Source organism: Saccharospirillum sp. MSK14-1 (genome assembly GCF_003054965.1).
GTDB lineage: Bacteria > Pseudomonadota > Gammaproteobacteria > Pseudomonadales > Natronospirillaceae > Saccharospirillum.
The window spans coordinates 1-16,398 of record NZ_MIES01000023.1 but is presented as its reverse complement, the minus strand read 5'-3'; the positions used below and the strand labels follow the sequence as shown (position 1 = coordinate 16,398).

The 16,398-nt window shown below is 55.4% G+C and carries 13 protein-coding genes and 1 tRNA gene; all 14 read left to right on the top strand.

Annotated elements, in window-relative coordinates; genetic code table 11:
* A partial coding sequence (locus BGP77_RS03790; protein ID WP_108163408.1) for an EF-Tu/IF-2/RF-3 family GTPase occupies nucleotides 1-579 on the top strand: 579 nt, incomplete at its 5' end.
* 152 nt (nucleotides 580-731) lie between these two features.
* Nucleotides 732-807, top strand: a tRNA-Trp gene (locus BGP77_RS03785).
* A gap of 55 nt (nucleotides 808-862) precedes the next feature.
* Nucleotides 863-1,231, top strand: coding sequence for a preprotein translocase subunit SecE (secE, locus tag BGP77_RS03780; protein ID WP_108163407.1), 369 nt, complete (start codon nucleotides 863-865; stop codon nucleotides 1,229-1,231).
* 10 nt (nucleotides 1,232-1,241) lie between these two features.
* Complete coding sequence (gene nusG, locus BGP77_RS03775) at nucleotides 1,242-1,775, top strand: transcription termination/antitermination protein NusG (RefSeq protein WP_108163406.1); 534 nt, start codon at nucleotides 1,242-1,244, stop codon at nucleotides 1,773-1,775.
* Between the two features lie 105 nt (nucleotides 1,776-1,880).
* Nucleotides 1,881-2,315 (top strand): 50S ribosomal protein L11, encoded by a 435-nt coding sequence (rplK, locus tag BGP77_RS03770; RefSeq protein WP_108163405.1) that lies wholly within the window; start codon nucleotides 1,881-1,883, stop codon nucleotides 2,313-2,315.
* The gene (gene rplA / locus BGP77_RS03765; RefSeq protein WP_108163404.1) at nucleotides 2,315-3,010 is read left to right on the top strand and encodes a 50S ribosomal protein L1; all 696 of its coding nucleotides are present in this window, start codon (nucleotides 2,315-2,317) and stop codon (nucleotides 3,008-3,010) included. Before rplK ends, rplA begins: the two co-directional genes overlap by 1 nt.
* A 283-nt stretch (nucleotides 3,011-3,293) precedes the next feature.
* Nucleotides 3,294-3,821 carry a 50S ribosomal protein L10 gene (gene rplJ / locus BGP77_RS03760; protein ID WP_108163403.1) on the top strand — a complete coding sequence of 176 codons (528 nt, stop codon included), beginning with the start codon at nucleotides 3,294-3,296 and terminating at the stop codon, nucleotides 3,819-3,821.
* A 52-nt stretch (nucleotides 3,822-3,873) separates the two neighbouring features.
* Nucleotides 3,874-4,251, top strand: coding sequence for a 50S ribosomal protein L7/L12 (gene rplL / locus BGP77_RS03755; protein ID WP_108163402.1), 378 nt, complete (start codon nucleotides 3,874-3,876; stop codon nucleotides 4,249-4,251).
* 294 nt (nucleotides 4,252-4,545) lie between these two features.
* On the top strand, nucleotides 4,546-8,628 hold the full coding sequence (rpoB, locus tag BGP77_RS03750; RefSeq protein WP_108163401.1) for a DNA-directed RNA polymerase subunit beta: 4,083 nt from the start codon (nucleotides 4,546-4,548) through the stop codon (nucleotides 8,626-8,628).
* A gap of 86 nt (nucleotides 8,629-8,714) precedes the next feature.
* Nucleotides 8,715-12,911 (top strand): DNA-directed RNA polymerase subunit beta', encoded by a 4,197-nt coding sequence (gene rpoC, locus BGP77_RS03745; RefSeq protein ID WP_108163400.1) that lies wholly within the window; start codon nucleotides 8,715-8,717, stop codon nucleotides 12,909-12,911.
* A 185-nt stretch (nucleotides 12,912-13,096) separates the two neighbouring features.
* The gene (gene rpsL / locus BGP77_RS03740) at nucleotides 13,097-13,471 is read left to right on the top strand and encodes a 30S ribosomal protein S12 (RefSeq protein WP_108127762.1); all 375 of its coding nucleotides are present in this window, start codon (nucleotides 13,097-13,099) and stop codon (nucleotides 13,469-13,471) included.
* A 114-nt stretch (nucleotides 13,472-13,585) separates the two neighbouring features.
* A complete protein-coding gene (gene rpsG, locus BGP77_RS03735; protein WP_108127764.1) occupies nucleotides 13,586-14,059 on the top strand; it encodes a 30S ribosomal protein S7 in 474 nt (157 codons plus the stop codon).
* A 37-nt stretch (nucleotides 14,060-14,096) separates the two neighbouring features.
* A complete protein-coding gene (gene fusA, locus BGP77_RS03730; RefSeq protein ID WP_108163399.1) occupies nucleotides 14,097-16,196 on the top strand; it encodes an elongation factor G in 2,100 nt (699 codons plus the stop codon).
* Between the two features lie 32 nt (nucleotides 16,197-16,228).
* On the top strand, nucleotides 16,229-16,398 hold a 170-nt coding region (locus BGP77_RS03725), incomplete at its 3' end, for a GTP-binding protein (RefSeq protein ID WP_233252288.1).

The window sequence follows — 16,398 nt, the reverse complement described above, 5'->3', positions numbered from 1 at the left end:
CCGGAGCGTGCGATCGATCAGCCGTTCCTGATGCCGATCGAAGACGTTTTCTCCATCTCTGGTCGCGGTACGGTTGTGACTGGTCGTGTTGAGCGCGGCATCGTTAAGTCTGGCGAAGAAGTTGAAATCGTCGGTATCAAAGACACCACCAAGACAACCGTTACCGGTGTTGAAATGTTCCGTAAGCTGCTCGACGAAGGTCGTGCGGGTGAGAACATCGGCGCGCTGCTGCGTGGCACCAAGCGTGACGAAGTTGAACGTGGTCAGGTTTTGGCGGTTCCGGGTTCTATCACCCCGCACACCAAGTTCGAAGCCGAAGTCTACGTTCTGTCTAAAGACGAAGGTGGCCGTCACACGCCGTTCTTCAAAGGCTATCGCCCGCAGTTCTACTTCCGTACTACGGACGTAACCGGTGCGTGTGAACTGCCGGAAGGCGTAGAGATGGTTATGCCAGGCGATAACGTCAAGATGGACGTGACTTTGATCGCTCCGATCGCCATGGACGAAGGTCTGCGCTTCGCCATCCGCGAAGGTGGCCGTACCGTTGGCGCCGGCGTTGTAGCCAAGATCATTGAATGATCTGAGGGGCGGCTAGCCGCCCCCTGCCGGACGCTTGACGGGAGATGCATAACGCTAATTAGCGTCTTTCGCCTCCCGTTAAGCGTCTCCCTCTTATGAGTTCTTGAATCCGGACGGCGATTGACATAGAATCCGCCGCCCGGTTGATTTACAGGCCAGTAGTTCAATTGGTAGAGCACCGGTCTCCAAAACCGGGGGTTGGGGGTTCGAGTCCCTCCTGGCCTGCCATTTACTTGTTTCGGTATCCGTTGTGGGTACGCCCGGATTTAAGGTTGCTTGTCGCATGAACGCTCAAGTTGAGTCGCAGAATACAGCTCTGGATGCCATTAAGTGGGTTCTGGTTGCCGCTCTGGTTGTGGCCGTGATTGGCGGCAACTTCTATTTTGGCGATGAGTCGCTGCTGTTGCGGGTGATTGGTGTTGTCGCGGGTTCGCTGGTTGCAGTCGGTATTGCTCTGACTACGGCGCGTGGCCGTCATGTTAATCGTCTGCGTAAAGAAGCCTGGACCGAAGTGCGCAAAGTGGTCTGGCCAACGCGTCAGGAAACGGTGCAAACCACTCTGGTTGTGATCGGTGTGGTCCTTTTGGTAGCGCTGATCCTCTGGGGTATCGACTCCCTGCTGGGTTGGGCGGTATCTGCGGTCATCGGTTAAGGAGATCCAAGTGAGCAAGCGTTGGTACGTGGTGCACGCCTATTCCGGTTTTGAAAAGCGCGTCGCCAGCTCCCTGCAGGAACAAGTTGAATTGCATGGCATGCAGGATCGCTTTGGCGACATCCTGGTGCCGACTGAGTCCGTCGTGGAAATGCGCGATGGCAAGAAGCGCAAGAGTGAGCGCAAATTCTATCCTGGCTATGTTCTGGTCGAGATGGAAATGGACGAAGAAACCTGGCACCTGGTGAAAGAAACGCCGCGGGTGATGGGTTTTATCGGTGGGACGGCCGAGAAGCCAGCGCCACTGACGCAGCGTGAAGCCGATGGCATTTTGCAGCGCGTCCAGGATGGGGTTGAAAAGCCCACTCAGAAAACCATTTACGAGCCGGGCGAAGTGGTCCGGGTTACCGATGGTCCGTTTGCTGATTTCAACGGCACTGTCGAAAAAGTGAATTACGAAAAGAATCGCTTGCAAGTGTCGGTATCGATCTTTGGTCGTGCCACGCCGGTCGAGCTGGAATTTACCCAGGTCGAAAAGAGCTGATTCACAGCGGAAGGCAGATGCCTCGGGGCTATTGAAGTCTCGGGGCTTTGTCGTCTGTAACCACCGGGGAGCCTGACGGCGTTTGCACCCACAAGAGAGGTTATTATGGCCAAGAAAGTCCAAGCTTATATCAAGCTGCAAGTGAAGGCAGGTCAAGCCAACCCAAGCCCACCGGTCGGTCCGGCGCTGGGTCAGCATGGCGTTAACATCATGGAATTCTGTAAGGCGTTTAACGCTGAAACGCAGAGCATGGAGCCGGGTCTGCCGATTCCTGTGGTCATCACTGTCTACAGTGACCGCAGCTTCACGTTCATCACCAAAACCCCGCCTGCTGCCATTCTGCTGAAGAAGGCTGCTGGTATTAAGAGCGGTTCTGGTCGTCCGAATACTGAAAAAGTTGGCAAGGTCACTCGTGCTCAGCTCGAAGACATCGCCAAGGCCAAAGATCCCGATCTGACTGCGGCCGACATGGACGCTGCTGTTCGCACCATTGCTGGCAGCGCTCGTAGCATGGGTCTGAATGTTGAGGGAGTTGAGTAATGGCTAAGTTGAGCAAGCGTATCAAGCTGCAGCGTGAAAAAGTCGATGCGACTCATGCTTACAGCATTGAAGAAGCCGTTGCCCTGCTGAAAGAGCTGTCTACGGTTAAGTTCTCCGAATCTGTCGATATCGCCGTCAATCTGGGTATTGATGCGCGTAAATCTGACCAGAACGTTCGTGGTTCTACTGTCCTGCCAAATGGTACCGGTAAAGAAGTTCGCGTAGCGGTCTTCACTCAGGGTGCTGGCGTTGAAGCGGCTAAAGAAGCCGGTGCTGACGCGGTTGGTATGGAAGATCTGGCTGAGCAAATCAAAGGCGGCGATCTGGATTTCGGCGTGGTGATCGCCTCTCCGGACGCGATGCGTGTTGTTGGTCAGCTGGGTCAGGTGCTGGGTCCTCGCGGCCTGATGCCGAACCCGAAAGTCGGTACTGTGACTCCGGACGTTGCGACTGCGGTCAAAAACGCCAAATCCGGTCAGGCACGTTTCCGAACTGACAAGAACGGCATCATTCACGCGTCTATCGGCAAGGTGGCTTTCGAGCCGCAAGCCATTAAAGAGAACGCGGAAGCACTGATCGCTGATCTGAAGAAGCTGAAGCCGTCGACCGCTAAAGGCGTTTATCTGAAGAAAATCGCGCTGTCTTCGACCATGGGTCCGGGCATCGTGATCGATCAGGGCTCTTTGAGCATCTAAATAAGACGAACCGGTCGTCAGGCTGGTTCGGTGCAAGAACTTTGGGGTTCCCGTCGCACTTCGGTGAGGCGGGAATTGTCAAAGACCGTAGGTGGTTGCGGTGCTGAGGCTTTATGAGCCGTTGAAGTGCCGCAGCCTTAATTTCCTACGCAGACGGTGGACCCCGATTCGGTTTTATTGGGCTGGATCCTACCACCGTTGATTCCTTTAGGGATCGCAAACCAAGGCCTTAGGGCCTTCGATGGTAACGGGCTCAGAAGAGCTCATATCCAGGAGAAAGAAAGTGGCACTGAATCTCGCAGACAAGAAAGCCATTGTCACCGAGGTAAATGAAGTTGCCGCCAAAGCGCTGTCTCTGGTGATTGCGGATGCCCGCGGCGTCACTGTGGCAGACATGGACAACCTGCGTAAGCAGGCCCGTGAGCAGAAAATTTTCGTGCGTGTGGTTAAAAACTCTTTGGCCAAGCGTGCGTTTGAAGGTACTGATTACAGTGCGGTTAACCCCGTTCTGACTGGTCCTTCTCTGCTGGCCTTCTCAATGGAAGACCCGGGTGCTGCGGCTCGACTGTTCAAAGATTTCGCTAAAGAAATCGATGCTTTCGAAGTTAAAGCGCTGTCCGTTGGTGGTGAACTGATGGGTGCGGATCAAATCGATCGTCTGGCAAAACTGCCGACGCGCGAAGAAGCGCTGGGCTTGCTGGCCAACGTTACGTTGGCACCGGTTACCAAACTGGTTCGCACGCTCAACGAAGTTCCGTCCTCTGTTACCCGTGTTGTGGCGGCTGTTGCCGACAAGAAGAAAGCCGCCTAAGACAGGCAGCTTGAACTCTTTATACTGTTTTTAGATTTTGGAGATTAGGATCATGGCACTGTCCAATGAAGATATCTTGAATGCCATCTCAGAAATGTCTGTGATGGATGTTGTTGCTTTGGTTGAAGCAATGGAAGAGAAGTTTGGCGTTTCTGCTCAAGCGGCTGTTGCCGTTGCTGCAGGCCCGGCTGCTGGCGGCGACGCTGGTGGTGCTGAACAGACTGAATTCGACGTTATCCTGGCTTCTGCTGGTGAGAAGAAAGTAAACGTCATTAAAGTGGTTCGTGAAATCACTGGTCTGGGTCTGAAAGAAGCTAAGGGTCTGGTTGACGGCGCTCCGGCTCCGATCAAAGAAGGCGCTAGCAAAGACGAAGCGGACGACATCAAAGCCAAGCTGGAAGAAGCTGGCGCGACTGTCGAAGTCAAGTAAGCTTGACTTACCGTATTGGCAGTTGAGACTCTCAGCTGTTAGGGCTGGCGGCCATGGGCCGCCGGCCTTTTCGCGTCTTTGGAACAAAAGTGATATTGACGCGACTGTTTCGTAAACGGCCTGGCGCGTCCAGACCGTTAGGAAAACCGGATCTCTGTTAACCCAGAGAGCGCAGGAAGCGACGACATTCGGGGTGACTGTTGCCGTCTGGCAGTCACCGCTGTACCGACAAGCACCCGTAATGCGGGTGTGACCGCTCAGACCCACCGTTGGTGAACAAGCTGGGGATTGCTGATGGCATACTCTTACACCGAGAAAAAGCGCATTCGTAAGGATTTCAGTAAATTGCAGCCGGTTATGGATATTCCATACCTGCTGGCGATTCAGCTGGATTCTTATCGCAACTTTCTACAAGCCGAATCTGAGGCGGGCGAGCGACAGGACACTGGCCTGCACGCAGCCTTCAAATCCGTCTTTCCAATTGTCAGCTACTCTGGCAATGCCGCTCTGGAATACGTCAGCTACAAGCTGGGCGTCCCGGTCTTTGACGTCAAGGAATGCCAACTTCGTGGCGTGACCTACGCAGCGCCGTTGCGCGTTAAGGTGCGTCTGATCATTTATGATAAGGAATCACCGAGCAAGGCGATCAAGGACATCAAGGAGCAGGAAGTCTACATGGGCGAAATGCCCCTGATGACTGACAACGGTACCTTTATCATCAACGGTACCGAACGTGTTGTTGTTTCCCAGCTGCACCGTTCACCGGGTGTGTTCTTCGATCACGACAAGGGTAAAACTCACTCCTCTGGCAAGCTGCTCTACAGCGCCCGGGTGATTCCTTACCGTGGTTCCTGGCTCGACTTCGAGTTCGATCCGAAAGATCAGGTCTATGTGCGTATTGACCGTCGTCGTAAATTGCCGGCGACCATTCTGCTGCGCGCCCTGGGTTACACCAACCAGGAAATTCTCGACCGTTTCTTCGATCGTTCTGAATTCAAACTGGTTAAAGATCAGTTCGAACTGAAGATCGTAGCCGATCATCTGCGCGGTGAAACCGCACAGTTTGAGATCAAAGACAAAGACGGCACAGTCATCCTTGAAGAAGGCCGCCGTATTACTGCACGCCATATTCGTCAGTTGGAAAAATCCGGTGTTAAAACCGTTCAGGTGCCGGACGAATACCTGCTGGGCAAGGCACTGGCAACCGACCTCGTTGATCCGACCAGCGGTGAAATTTTTGCTGCCGGTAATGATGAAGTCACGTTGGAAGTGCTGGCCAAGGTGCGTGAGCTGAAGATCAAGCAATTGGATCTGCTCTACACCAACGACCTGGATTGCGGTCCTTATATTTCTGACACGCTGCGTAACGACCCGACCAGCACACCGCTGGAAGCGCTGGTCGAAATCTATCGCATGATGCGTCCGGGCGAGCCGCCGACGAAAGAGTCTGCTGAGACTCTGTTCCAGAACCTGTTCTTCTCCAGTGAGCGCTACGATCTGTCGGGTGTTGGCCGCATGAAGTTCAACCGTCGTCTGGGCATCGATGATGAGATCGGTGAAGGCACGCTGAGCAACGAAGACATCGTCTGCGTACTGAAAACACTGATCGACATTCGTAACGGTCAGGGCAACGTCGATGACATCGACCACCTGGGTAACCGCCGTGTGCGTTCGGTCGGTGAAATGGCCGAGAACCAGTTCCGCGTTGGTCTGGTGCGTGTTGAACGCGCTGTCCGTGAGCGTCTGTCCATGGCCGAATCCGAAGGCTTGATGCCGCAGGACCTGGTTAATGCCAAGCCGGTTGCCGCTGCGATCAAAGAATTCTTTGGTTCCAGCCAGCTGTCTCAGTTTATGGATCAGAACAACCCGCTGTCGGGCGTCACTAACAAGCGTCGTGTCTCTGCGTTGGGCCCAGGTGGTCTGACCCGTGAGCGCGCCGGCTTCGAAGTGCGTGACGTTCACCCGACGCATTACGGTCGTGTCTGCCCCATTGAGACGCCAGAAGGCCCGAACATTGGTCTGATCAACTCGCTGTCCACTTACGCTCGCACCAACAGCTACGGCTTCCTGGAAACGCCGTACCGTAAAGTTGAAGACGGCAAAGTGACGGACGAGATTGTGTACCTGTCGGCCATCGACGAAGCCAAGCACGTGATCGCTCAGGCCAACGTGCCACTGGACGACAATGGCAACATCGAAGGCGAATTCGTGCAGGTGCGTCATCAGAACGAATTCACCATGGCGCCGCGTGCCAACGTCAACATGATGGACGTATCACCGCGTCAGGTCGTGTCTGTGGCGGCGGCTCTGGTTCCGTTCCTGGAGCATGATGATGCCAACCGCGCCTTGATGGGTTCCAACATGCAGCGTCAGGCCGTGCCGACTCTGCGTGCGGACAAGCCCTTGGTCGGTACTGGTATTGAGCGCAACGTCGCGATCGACTCCGGTGTCTGTGTGGTTGCCAAGCGTGGTGGTTACGTTGAGTACGTCGATGCGTCGCGCATCGTGGTCAAGGTGAACCCGGATGAAATCGAAGCCAGCGATGCCGGCGTCGACATCTATAACCTGACCAAGTACACCCGCTCTAACCAGAACACCAGCATCAACCAGCGCTCCATCGTCCATCAGGGCGAAACCATTGCGCGCGGTGATGTACTGGCTGACGGTCCGTCGGTCGATATGGGTGAGCTGGCGCTGGGTCAGAACATGCGCATCGCCTTCATGCCCTGGAATGGTTACAACTTTGAGGACTCCATCCTGATCTCTGAAAAAGTGGTTCAGGAAGACCGGTTCACCTCGATTCACATCCAGGAACTGACCTGTATTGCTCGTGACACCAAGCTGGGTGCCGAAGAGATTACCGCCGACATCCCCAACGTCGGTGAAGCGGCTCTGAACAAGCTTGACGAGTCCGGCATCGTATACATCGGTGCTGAAGTGGGTCCGGGCGACATTCTGGTCGGTAAGGTCACGCCGAAGAGCGAGACTCAGCTGACGCCAGAAGAGAAGCTGCTGCGCGCCATCTTTGGTGAGAAAGCGTCCGACGTGAAAGACACCTCATTGCGCGTTAAAGGCGGCACCACGGGGACCGTGATTGACGTTCAGGTGTTCACCCGTGACGGTATCGAGCGTGACGAGCGTTCTAAAGAAATCGAGCGCATCGCGCTGGAAGAATACCGCAAGGATCTGAAAGCCGAGTACCGCATCGTCGAAGACGCCATCTTCGAACGTCTGCAGGCCGCTCTGGTGGGTCAGGCTGTTGCTGGCGGCGCTGGTCTGAAGAAAGGCGACAAGCTGGCTGAGGACTTCCTCGCCGAGCTGCCTCGTGAAGACTGGTTCAAGCTGCGCATGCAAGACGAAGCTCTGGCTGACATGCTGGAGAAAGCCGAAGCTCAGCTGGCTGAGCGTAAGGCGGACCAGGAAGCGCGCTTCGAAGACAAGAAAGGCAAGCTGCAAAGCGGCGACGACCTGCAACCGGGCGTACTCAAGGTGGTCAAGTGCTACGTGGCCATCAAGCGTAAGATCCAGCCGGGTGACAAAATGGCCGGTCGTCACGGTAACAAAGGTGTGATCTCGGTGATTAAGCCGATTGAGGACATGCCTTACGACGAAAACGGTGAGCCGGTCGATATCGTGCTCAACCCGCTCGGCGTACCGTCGCGGATGAACGTCGGTCAGATTCTCGAGACGCACTTGGGTGCGGCCGCCAAAGGTTTGGGCGATCGCATCAACGAAATGATCCGTGACCAGAAATCGGTTGCTGACGTTCGTGGCTTCCTCGATGAAATCTACAACCAGTCTGGCCGTGGTATCCGTAAGGAAACCCTGGACGACTTCAGTGATGACGAAATCATGGACCTGGCCAAAAACCTGCGTGGCGGTGTTCCTTTCGCAACGCCGGTATTCGACGGTGCCAAAGAAGCTGAAGTCAAAGAACTGTTGCGTCTGGCGGGTTACGACGACAGCGGCCAAATCCAACTGTGGGATGGTCGTACCGGCGAAGCCTTCGAGAACAAGACCACGGTCGGCTACATGTACATGCTGAAGCTGAACCACCTGGTCGAAGACAAGATGCACGCCCGTTCTACCGGGTCGTACAGCCTGGTTACCCAGCAGCCGCTGGGTGGTAAGGCGCAGTTCGGTGGTCAGCGTTTCGGTGAGATGGAAGTCTGGGCGCTGGAAGCTTACGGCGCCGCTTACACCCTGCAGGAAATGTTGACCGTTAAGTCGGACGACGTGAACGGCCGTACGAAGATGTATAAAAACATCGTCGACGGTGACCACCGTATGGAGCCCGGTATGCCGGAGTCCTTCAACGTACTGGTCAAAGAGATCCGTTCGCTGGGTATCGACATGGAACTGGAAAACGAAGAGTGATAGCCGCCCCGGCCTTCGGGCCGGGGCGACTCTTTGAAGATTGGGTGGCTGAGGTCACCTGAAGCCACTCCTTTCGGAGCTGAATGATGAAAGATTTGCTGAATCTGTTGAAATCACAGGGCCAGGCGGAAGAGTTTGATTCCATCCGCATTGGCCTGGCCTCACCGGAGATGATCCGGTCCTGGTCTTTTGGCGAGGTTAAGAAGCCGGAAACCATCAACTACCGGACGTTCAAGCCCGAACGTGATGGTCTGTTCTGCTCGCGCATCTTTGGTCCAATGAAGGACTACGAGTGCCTGTGCGGTAAGTACAAGCGTCTCAAGCACCGCGGTGTGATCTGTGAGAAGTGCGGCGTTGAGGTGACTCAGGCCAAGGTGCGTCGTGAGCGCATGGGCCATATCGAACTGGCAGCGCCGGTTGCGCACATCTGGTTCCTGAAATCATTGCCGTCCCGCATCGGTCTGATGCTGGATATGACGCTGCGTGATATCGAGCGCATCCTCTACTACGAGAGCTTTGTCGTGATCGATCCGGGCTTGACCAGTCTGGAAAAAGGTCAGTTGCTGACCGACGAAGAGTACTACGAAGCGATCGAGGAATTCGGCGATGACTTCGACGCCCGTATGGGTGCCGAAGCGGTTCAGCGTTTGCTGGGCAGCATCGACCTGGAAGCCGAAGTGAATCAGTTGCGTGAAGAGATTCCGGCGACCAATTCCGAAACCAAGATCAAGAAGCTGTCCAAGCGCCTCAAGCTGCTGGAAGCGTTCCATAAGTCCGGCAACAACCCGATCTGGATGGTGATGACTGTCCTGCCGGTTCTGCCGCCGGATCTGCGTCCGTTGGTACCGCTGGACGGTGGTCGTTTCGCGACGTCCGACCTGAACGATCTGTATCGCCGCGTGATCAACCGGAACAACCGTTTGAAGCGCCTGCTCGAGCTGGCTGCACCGGACATCATCGTGCGCAACGAAAAGCGCATGCTGCAAGAGTCTGTAGATGCGCTGCTCGATAACGGCCGTCGCGGTCGGGCCATCACTGGCTCTAACCGTCGTCCGCTGAAATCGCTGGCTGACTTTATTAAAGGTAAGCAGGGTCGTTTCCGTCAGAACCTGCTCGGTAAGCGCGTTGACTACTCTGGCCGTTCGGTCATCGTGGTGGGCCCGACCTTGCGCCTGCATCAGTGCGGTCTGCCGAAGAAAATGGCGTTGGAACTGTTCAAGCCGTTCATCTTCTCCAAGCTGGAACTGCGTGGTCTGGCGACCACCATCAAGGCCGCCAAGAAGATGGTTGAGCGCGAAGAAGCCGTCGTCTGGGACATCCTGGACGAAGTGATTCGCGAACACCCGGTCATGCTGAACCGCGCACCGACCTTGCACCGTCTGGGCATCCAGGCGTTTGAGCCGGTACTGATTGAAGGTAAAGCCATTCAGCTGCACCCGCTGGTGTGTGCTGCCTATAACGCCGACTTTGACGGTGACCAGATGGCGGTTCACGTACCGCTGACTCTGGAAGCTCAGCTCGAAGCTCGTGCGTTGATGATGTCGACCAACAACGTCCTGTCTCCGGCCAGTGGCGAGCCGATCATCGTACCGTCTCAGGACGTGGTCCTGGGCCTGTACTACATGACGCGTGAGCGTGTCGGCGCCAAAGGCGAAGGCATGGTTCTGGCGAACATCGAAGAAGTGCATCGCGCTTACGGCGCTGGCGAAGTCGCACTGCAAGCCAAGGTGCGTGTGCGTGTTAAGGAAGTGGCTTTCACTGACGCCGGTGAGCGTGAGGAAACCACTTCTCTGGTCGACACCACCGTGGGTCGTGCCATTTTGTTCGCCATCGCGCCGGACGGCCTGCCGTTCGAGCTGTTCAACCAGGCGATGAAGAAGAAAGCCATCAGTGGTTTGCTGGATGCGGCATACCGTCGCGTCGGTCTGAAAGAGACCGTGGTGTTCGCTGACCAGATCATGTACATGGGCTTTGCCTATGCGACCAAGTCTGGTTCGTCCATCGGTGTGAACGACTTCGTTATTCCCAAGGCCAAGCTCGACATTCTGGGCAAAGCCGAAGCCGATGTGCAGGAAATCGAAGAGCAGTTTGCCGCCGGTCTGGTCACCCAGGGCGAGAAATACAACAAGGTGGTGGACATCTGGTCACGTGCGAACGATCAGATTGCCCGCGCCATGATGGAAGGCATCTCCAAAGAGCTGGTTACCGATAAAGACGGTAATGAAGTTGAGCAAGACTCCTTCAACTCGGTCTTCATCATGGCCGACTCCGGTGCCCGGGGTAGCCCGGCACAGATTCGTCAGCTGGCCGGTATGCGCGGTCTGATGGCGAAGCCGGATGGCTCCATTATTGAAAACCCGATTAAGGCGAACTTCCGTGAAGGTCTGTCGGTGGGTGAGTACTTTATCTCTACCCACGGTGCTCGTAAGGGTCTGGCCGACACCGCTTTGAAAACGGCGAACTCCGGTTACCTGACGCGTCGTCTGGTAGACGTCTCTCAGGACGTGGTGATCACCGAAGAAGATTGCGGTACTGAAGACGGTCTGATCGTTGAACCGATCATTGAAGGCGGCGACGTCGTTCTGGGTTTGGGTGAACAGGTTCTGGGTCGTGTTGTCGCAACCGACGTTATCGATCCGAGCACCCAGGAAACCCTGATTCCGGCTGGTACCATGCTGGATGAAGCCTGGGTTGATAAGTTCGATGAGTGGGGTGTGGACCAGGTTAAGATCCGTTCCGGTATCACCTGTGAAACTCGCCACGGTCTGTGTGCCCAGTGCTACGGTCGTGACTTGGCTCGTGGTCACCGCGTTAACATCGGTGAAGCGGTCGGTATTATTGCCGCTCAGTCCATCGGTGAGCCCGGTACTCAGCTGACCATGCGTACCTTCCACATTGGTGGTGCCGCATCCAGCTCAACCGCGATCGACTCGGTTCAGATCAAACACGGTGGTACGGTCACTCTGCACAACCTGAAAACCGTAACCCGTGAAGACGGTGATTTGATTGCGGTTAGCCGTTCCGGTGTGCTGGCGGTGTCCGACGAACACGGTCGTGAGCGTGAGCGTTACAAGCTGCCTTACGGTGCCATTATCAGCGTTAAGGATGGTGCTAACGTCGAGTCCGGTCAGATTGTCGCCAAGTGGGATCCGCACACTCACCCGATCATCACCGAATCCAACGGTAAGGTCGCTTTCATCGGTATGGATGAAGGTATTACCACTAACCGTAAGATCGATGAGCTGACCGGTGTCGGTACCATCGAAGTGATTCCTCAGGGCCAGCGTAACTCGGCCGGTAAGGAAATCCGCCCGATGATCAAGCTGCTCGATAAAGACGGCAACGACATCATGATCGGTAACACCAACCAGCCGGTTCAGTACCTGCTGCCTGACGGCGCTTTCTTGAGCCTGGGCGATGGTGAGGAAGTGGCGATCGGTGACGTTATCGCGCGGATTCCGCAGGAATCTTCCGGTAACCGAGACATCACCGGTGGTCTGCCGCGTGTTGCTGACTTGTTCGAAGCGCGTAAGCCGAAAGAACCGGCCATTCTGGCGGAAATCTCCGGCACCGTTGGTTTCGGTAAAGAAACCAAGGGCAAGAAGCGTCTGATGATCACCCCGACCGATGGCTCCGATGGATACGAAGAGCTGATTCCGAAATGGCGTCAGTTGAACGTCTTCGAAGGTGAGCAGGTCGAGAAAGGTGAAGTCATCTCCGACGGCCCGATGAACCCGCACGACATCTTGCGTGTGCGTGGTGTTGAGCCGCTGGCGCGTTACATCGTTAACGAAATCCAGGAGGTTTACCGTCTGCAGGGCGTAACCATCAACGACAAGCATATCGAAGTGATTGTGCGTCAGATGCTGCGCAAAGCGACGATTCTGGATAACGGTGACACCGACTTCATCAAGGGTGATCAAGTCGAATTCAACCAGCTGTTGTCTGCCAACGAAGAAGTCGAGGCTGATAATAAGCAGGGTGCTCGTTATGAGCGCATCTTGCTGGGTATCACCAAGGCATCGCTGGCAACGGAATCTTTCATCTCGGCGGCTTCCTTCCAGGAAACCACTCGAGTACTGACCGAAGGTGCGGTCACTGGCAAGCGCGATTACCTGCGCGGCCTGAAAGAAAACGTTGTGGTTGGTCGACTGATACCGGCCGGTACCGGTCTGGCGTACCACGCCGATCGCAAGGCCAAGCGTCTTGAGCGTACTGGTGAACGTCCGTCGAAGAGTGCTGAAGATATCGAAGCAGCACTGAGTCAGGCGTTGAACAAGTAACGCTTAACGCCGTACGGGAGACGAGAGTCGCTGAGCAGCGTTCAGCGCCTCCCGTTGAGCGTCAAGCGTTAACCGGTTGACTAAGAATTGCGCGATACATAGAATTCGCGCTCCCAACAGAACCCGACTGGTCCGCCAGTCGGGTGCTGTCGTGTAATGAGAAGTGAACTTTTAGAGAGGCTTAGATGGCTACAATTAACCAGCTCGTCCGCAAACCGCGTAAGCGGAAAGCGGTCGCCAGCGACGTTCGGGCTCTGGAAGGCTGCCCACAGCGTCGCGGTGTGTGCGCTCGCGTATACACCACCACACCGAAGAAGCCGAACTCAGCGCTGCGTAAAGTCTGTCGTGTGCGTCTGACCAACGGTTTTGAGGTGTCTTCCTACATCGGTGGTGAAGGCCACAACCTGCAGGAACACTCCGTTGTTTTGATTCGCGGCGGCCGTGTTAAAGATCTGCCGGGTGTGCGTTACCACACAGTGCGCGGTTCACTCGACACCTCTGGTGTTGCCAACCGTAAGCAAGGCCGTTCCAAGTACGGCACCAAGAAGCCTAAGGGCTGAGTTGTTTAACATTATTGTCTTAAGGTAAGAGTAAGGCCGGGTGCTGCCGATCCGCGTTGTCGGAGCTGCTCATTCCGGGTTCACCTGAAGACCTCTATAGATAGGGCTTATCCAATGCCAAGAAGACGCGTCGCTGCAAAGCGCGAAGTATTGCCAGATCCGAAATTCGGAAACACACAGCTGGCCAAGTTCATGAACCACGTCATGTACGACGGTAAAAAATCCGTCGCTGAACGCATCGTTTATGGTGCGCTGGACATCGTGAAAGAGAAAAAATCCGACCAGGACCCGATCTCATTGTTTGAGCAGGCTCTGGAGTCCATCGCGCCGATGGTAGAAGTGAAGTCCCGCCGTGTTGGTGGTGCTACCTACCAGGTCCCCGTTGAAGTCCGTCCGTCTCGTCGTGAAGCGCTGGCTATGCGCTGGTTGGTCGACGCCTCTCGCAAGCGTGGTGAAAAATCCATGCGCCAGCGACTGGCCGGCGAACTGCTCGATGCTTCCGAAGGCAAGGGCGCGGCGATCAAGAAGCGTGAAGACGTGCACCGCATGGCCGAAGCCAACCGTGCCTTCTCTCATTACCGTTTCTAAGCCTGTGCTAAATTCTTCAATCTAAGGAGATTGAATCGTGGCTCGTAAAACGCCTTTGGCTCGCTACCGCAACATCGGTATCGTAGCCCACGTAGACGCCGGTAAAACGACGACTACAGAGCGAATCCTTTTCTACACCGGTCTGTCTCACAAGATCGGTGAAGTACACGACGGTGCTGCCACCATGGACTGGATGGAGCAGGAGCAGGAGCGTGGTATCACCATTACTTCTGCTGCTACCACCTGTTTCTGGAGCGGCATGTCTCAGCAGTTCGACGAGCACCGCGTCAACATCATCGACACTCCCGGACACGTTGACTTCACCATTGAAGTAGAGCGTTCCCTGCGTGTGCTCGACGGTGCTGTTGTTGTGCTGTGTGCCTCTTCTGGTGTGCAACCGCAGACTGAAACCGTTTGGCGTCAGGCCAACCGTTATGAAGTACCGCGCATGGTATTCGTCAACAAGATGGACCGTGCTGGTGCTGACTTCTACCGCGTTGTCGCGCAGATGAAAGAACGTCTGGGCGCGAACCCGGTACCGATCCAGATTCCGATCGGCGCAGAAGACAACTTCACCGGTGTGGTCGACCTGATCAAGATGAAGGCCATCATCTGGAACGAAGAAGACATGGGCATGACCTTCGAGTACGGCGACATTCCTGCCGAGCTCCAAGAGAAAGCCGAAGAGTTCCGTATCCAGATGGTTGAAGCTGCTGCTGAAGCCAACGATGACCTCATGGAAAAGTACATGGAGTCCGAGACGTTGTCAGAAGACGACATCAAAACCGGTCTGCGTGAACGTACCATGGCTGGCGAGATCGTTCTGACTCACTGTGGCTCTGCCTTTAAGAACAAGGGCGTACAGGCTGTTCTCGACAGTGTCATCGAATATATGCCGTCACCGACTCAGGTGAAGCGTATTGAAGGTGTGCTGGACGATGGCGAAACCGTCGAAGCCGTTAAGGTTGACGATGACGCTCCGTTCTCGGCGCTGGCTTTCAAAATTGCCACTGACCCCTTCGTTGGTACGCTGACCTTCATCCGCGTTTATGGCGGTGTATTGAAGAGCGGCGACCAGGTGATGAACTCGGTCAAGAGCAAGCGCGAGCGTGTTGGTCGTATGGTGCAGATGCACTCCAACAGCCGTGAAGAAATCAAAGAAGTACTGGCCGGCGATATCGCGGCGCTGATCGGCATGAAGGACGTCACCACCGGTGACACCCTGTGTGATCCGAGTCATCCGATTACGCTGGAGCGCATGGACTTCCCGGATCCCGTTATTCACGTAGCGGTTGAGCCGAAGTCTAAAGCCGACCAGGAGAAGATGGGTATCGCTCTGGGCAAACTGGCTCAGGAAGATCCGTCTTTCACCGTTCGTACCGACGAAGAAACCGGTCAGACCATTATCGGTGGCCAGGGTGAATTGCACCTCGACATCATCGTCGACCGTATGAAGCGTGAATTTAAAGTTGAAGCCAATGTGGGTGCACCTCAGGTGGCATACCGTGAGCGTGTTCGTCAGGCTTGCGAAATCGACTCTAAATTCGCCAAGCAGTCTGGTGGTCGCGGTCAGTACGGTCACGTCATGATCCGCTTCGAGCCGGCTGAAGACGGTGACGCTGAGAAGCTGGAATTCGTCAACGAGATCGTTGGTGGTTCTGTACCGAAGGAATACATTCCGGCGGTAGAGAAAGGTATTCAGGAGCAGATGAAGAACGGTATTCTCGCCGGCTATCCGCTGCTGGGTATGAAGGCAACGCTGTACGATGGTTCCTACCACGAGGTGGACTCGAACGAGATGGCGTTTAAAGTGGCTGCTTCTATGGCGGTCAAACAGTTGAAGGACAAGGCGAATCCGGCACTGCTGGAACCGATGATGAAAGTCGAGGTCGTGACCCCCGAAGATTATATGGGTGACGTCATGGGCGACTTGAACCGTCGCCGCGGTACCGTTAGCGGTATGGAAGACAGCCCGTCGGGCAAAGTCATCAATGCCGACGTGCCGTTGTCTGAAATGTTCGGTTACGCGACCGACCTGCGTTCTATGTCTCAGGGCCGTGCGTCCTACGTCATGGAATTCAAAGGTTATGCGGAAGCACCGATGAACATCGTCGAAGAAATTGTTAAGAAGTCTTGATCCGTTAGGGCTAAACAAAGAGGAAAGACACCATGTCCAAGGCGACTTTTGAACGTAGCAAGCCCCACGTCAACGTGGGCACCATTGGTCACGTTGACCACGGTAAGACCACTCTGACGGCAGCGCTGACTCGCGTTTGTCACGACGTATGGGGTACAGGTTCAGCGATGGCGTTTGACGGCATCGATAACGCCCCGGAAGA

What these genes read in the sequence shown, in the direction of transcription:
- secE (WP_108163407.1), top strand. Translation starts at nt 863, where the DNA reads ATGAACGCTCAAGTTGAGTCGCAGAATACAGCTCTGGATGCCATTAAG.
- rplK (WP_108163405.1), top strand. Translation starts at nt 1,881, where the DNA reads ATGGCCAAGAAAGTCCAAGCTTATATCAAGCTGCAAGTGAAGGCAGGT.
- rplA (WP_108163404.1), top strand. Translation starts at nt 2,315, where the DNA reads ATGGCTAAGTTGAGCAAGCGTATCAAGCTGCAGCGTGAAAAAGTCGAT.
- rplL (WP_108163402.1), top strand. Translation starts at nt 3,874, where the DNA reads ATGGCACTGTCCAATGAAGATATCTTGAATGCCATCTCAGAAATGTCT.
- rpoB (WP_108163401.1), top strand. Translation starts at nt 4,546, where the DNA reads ATGGCATACTCTTACACCGAGAAAAAGCGCATTCGTAAGGATTTCAGT.
- rpoC (WP_108163400.1), top strand. Translation starts at nt 8,715, where the DNA reads ATGAAAGATTTGCTGAATCTGTTGAAATCACAGGGCCAGGCGGAAGAG.
- rpsL (WP_108127762.1), top strand. Translation starts at nt 13,097, where the DNA reads ATGGCTACAATTAACCAGCTCGTCCGCAAACCGCGTAAGCGGAAAGCG.
- rpsG (WP_108127764.1), top strand. Translation starts at nt 13,586, where the DNA reads ATGCCAAGAAGACGCGTCGCTGCAAAGCGCGAAGTATTGCCAGATCCG.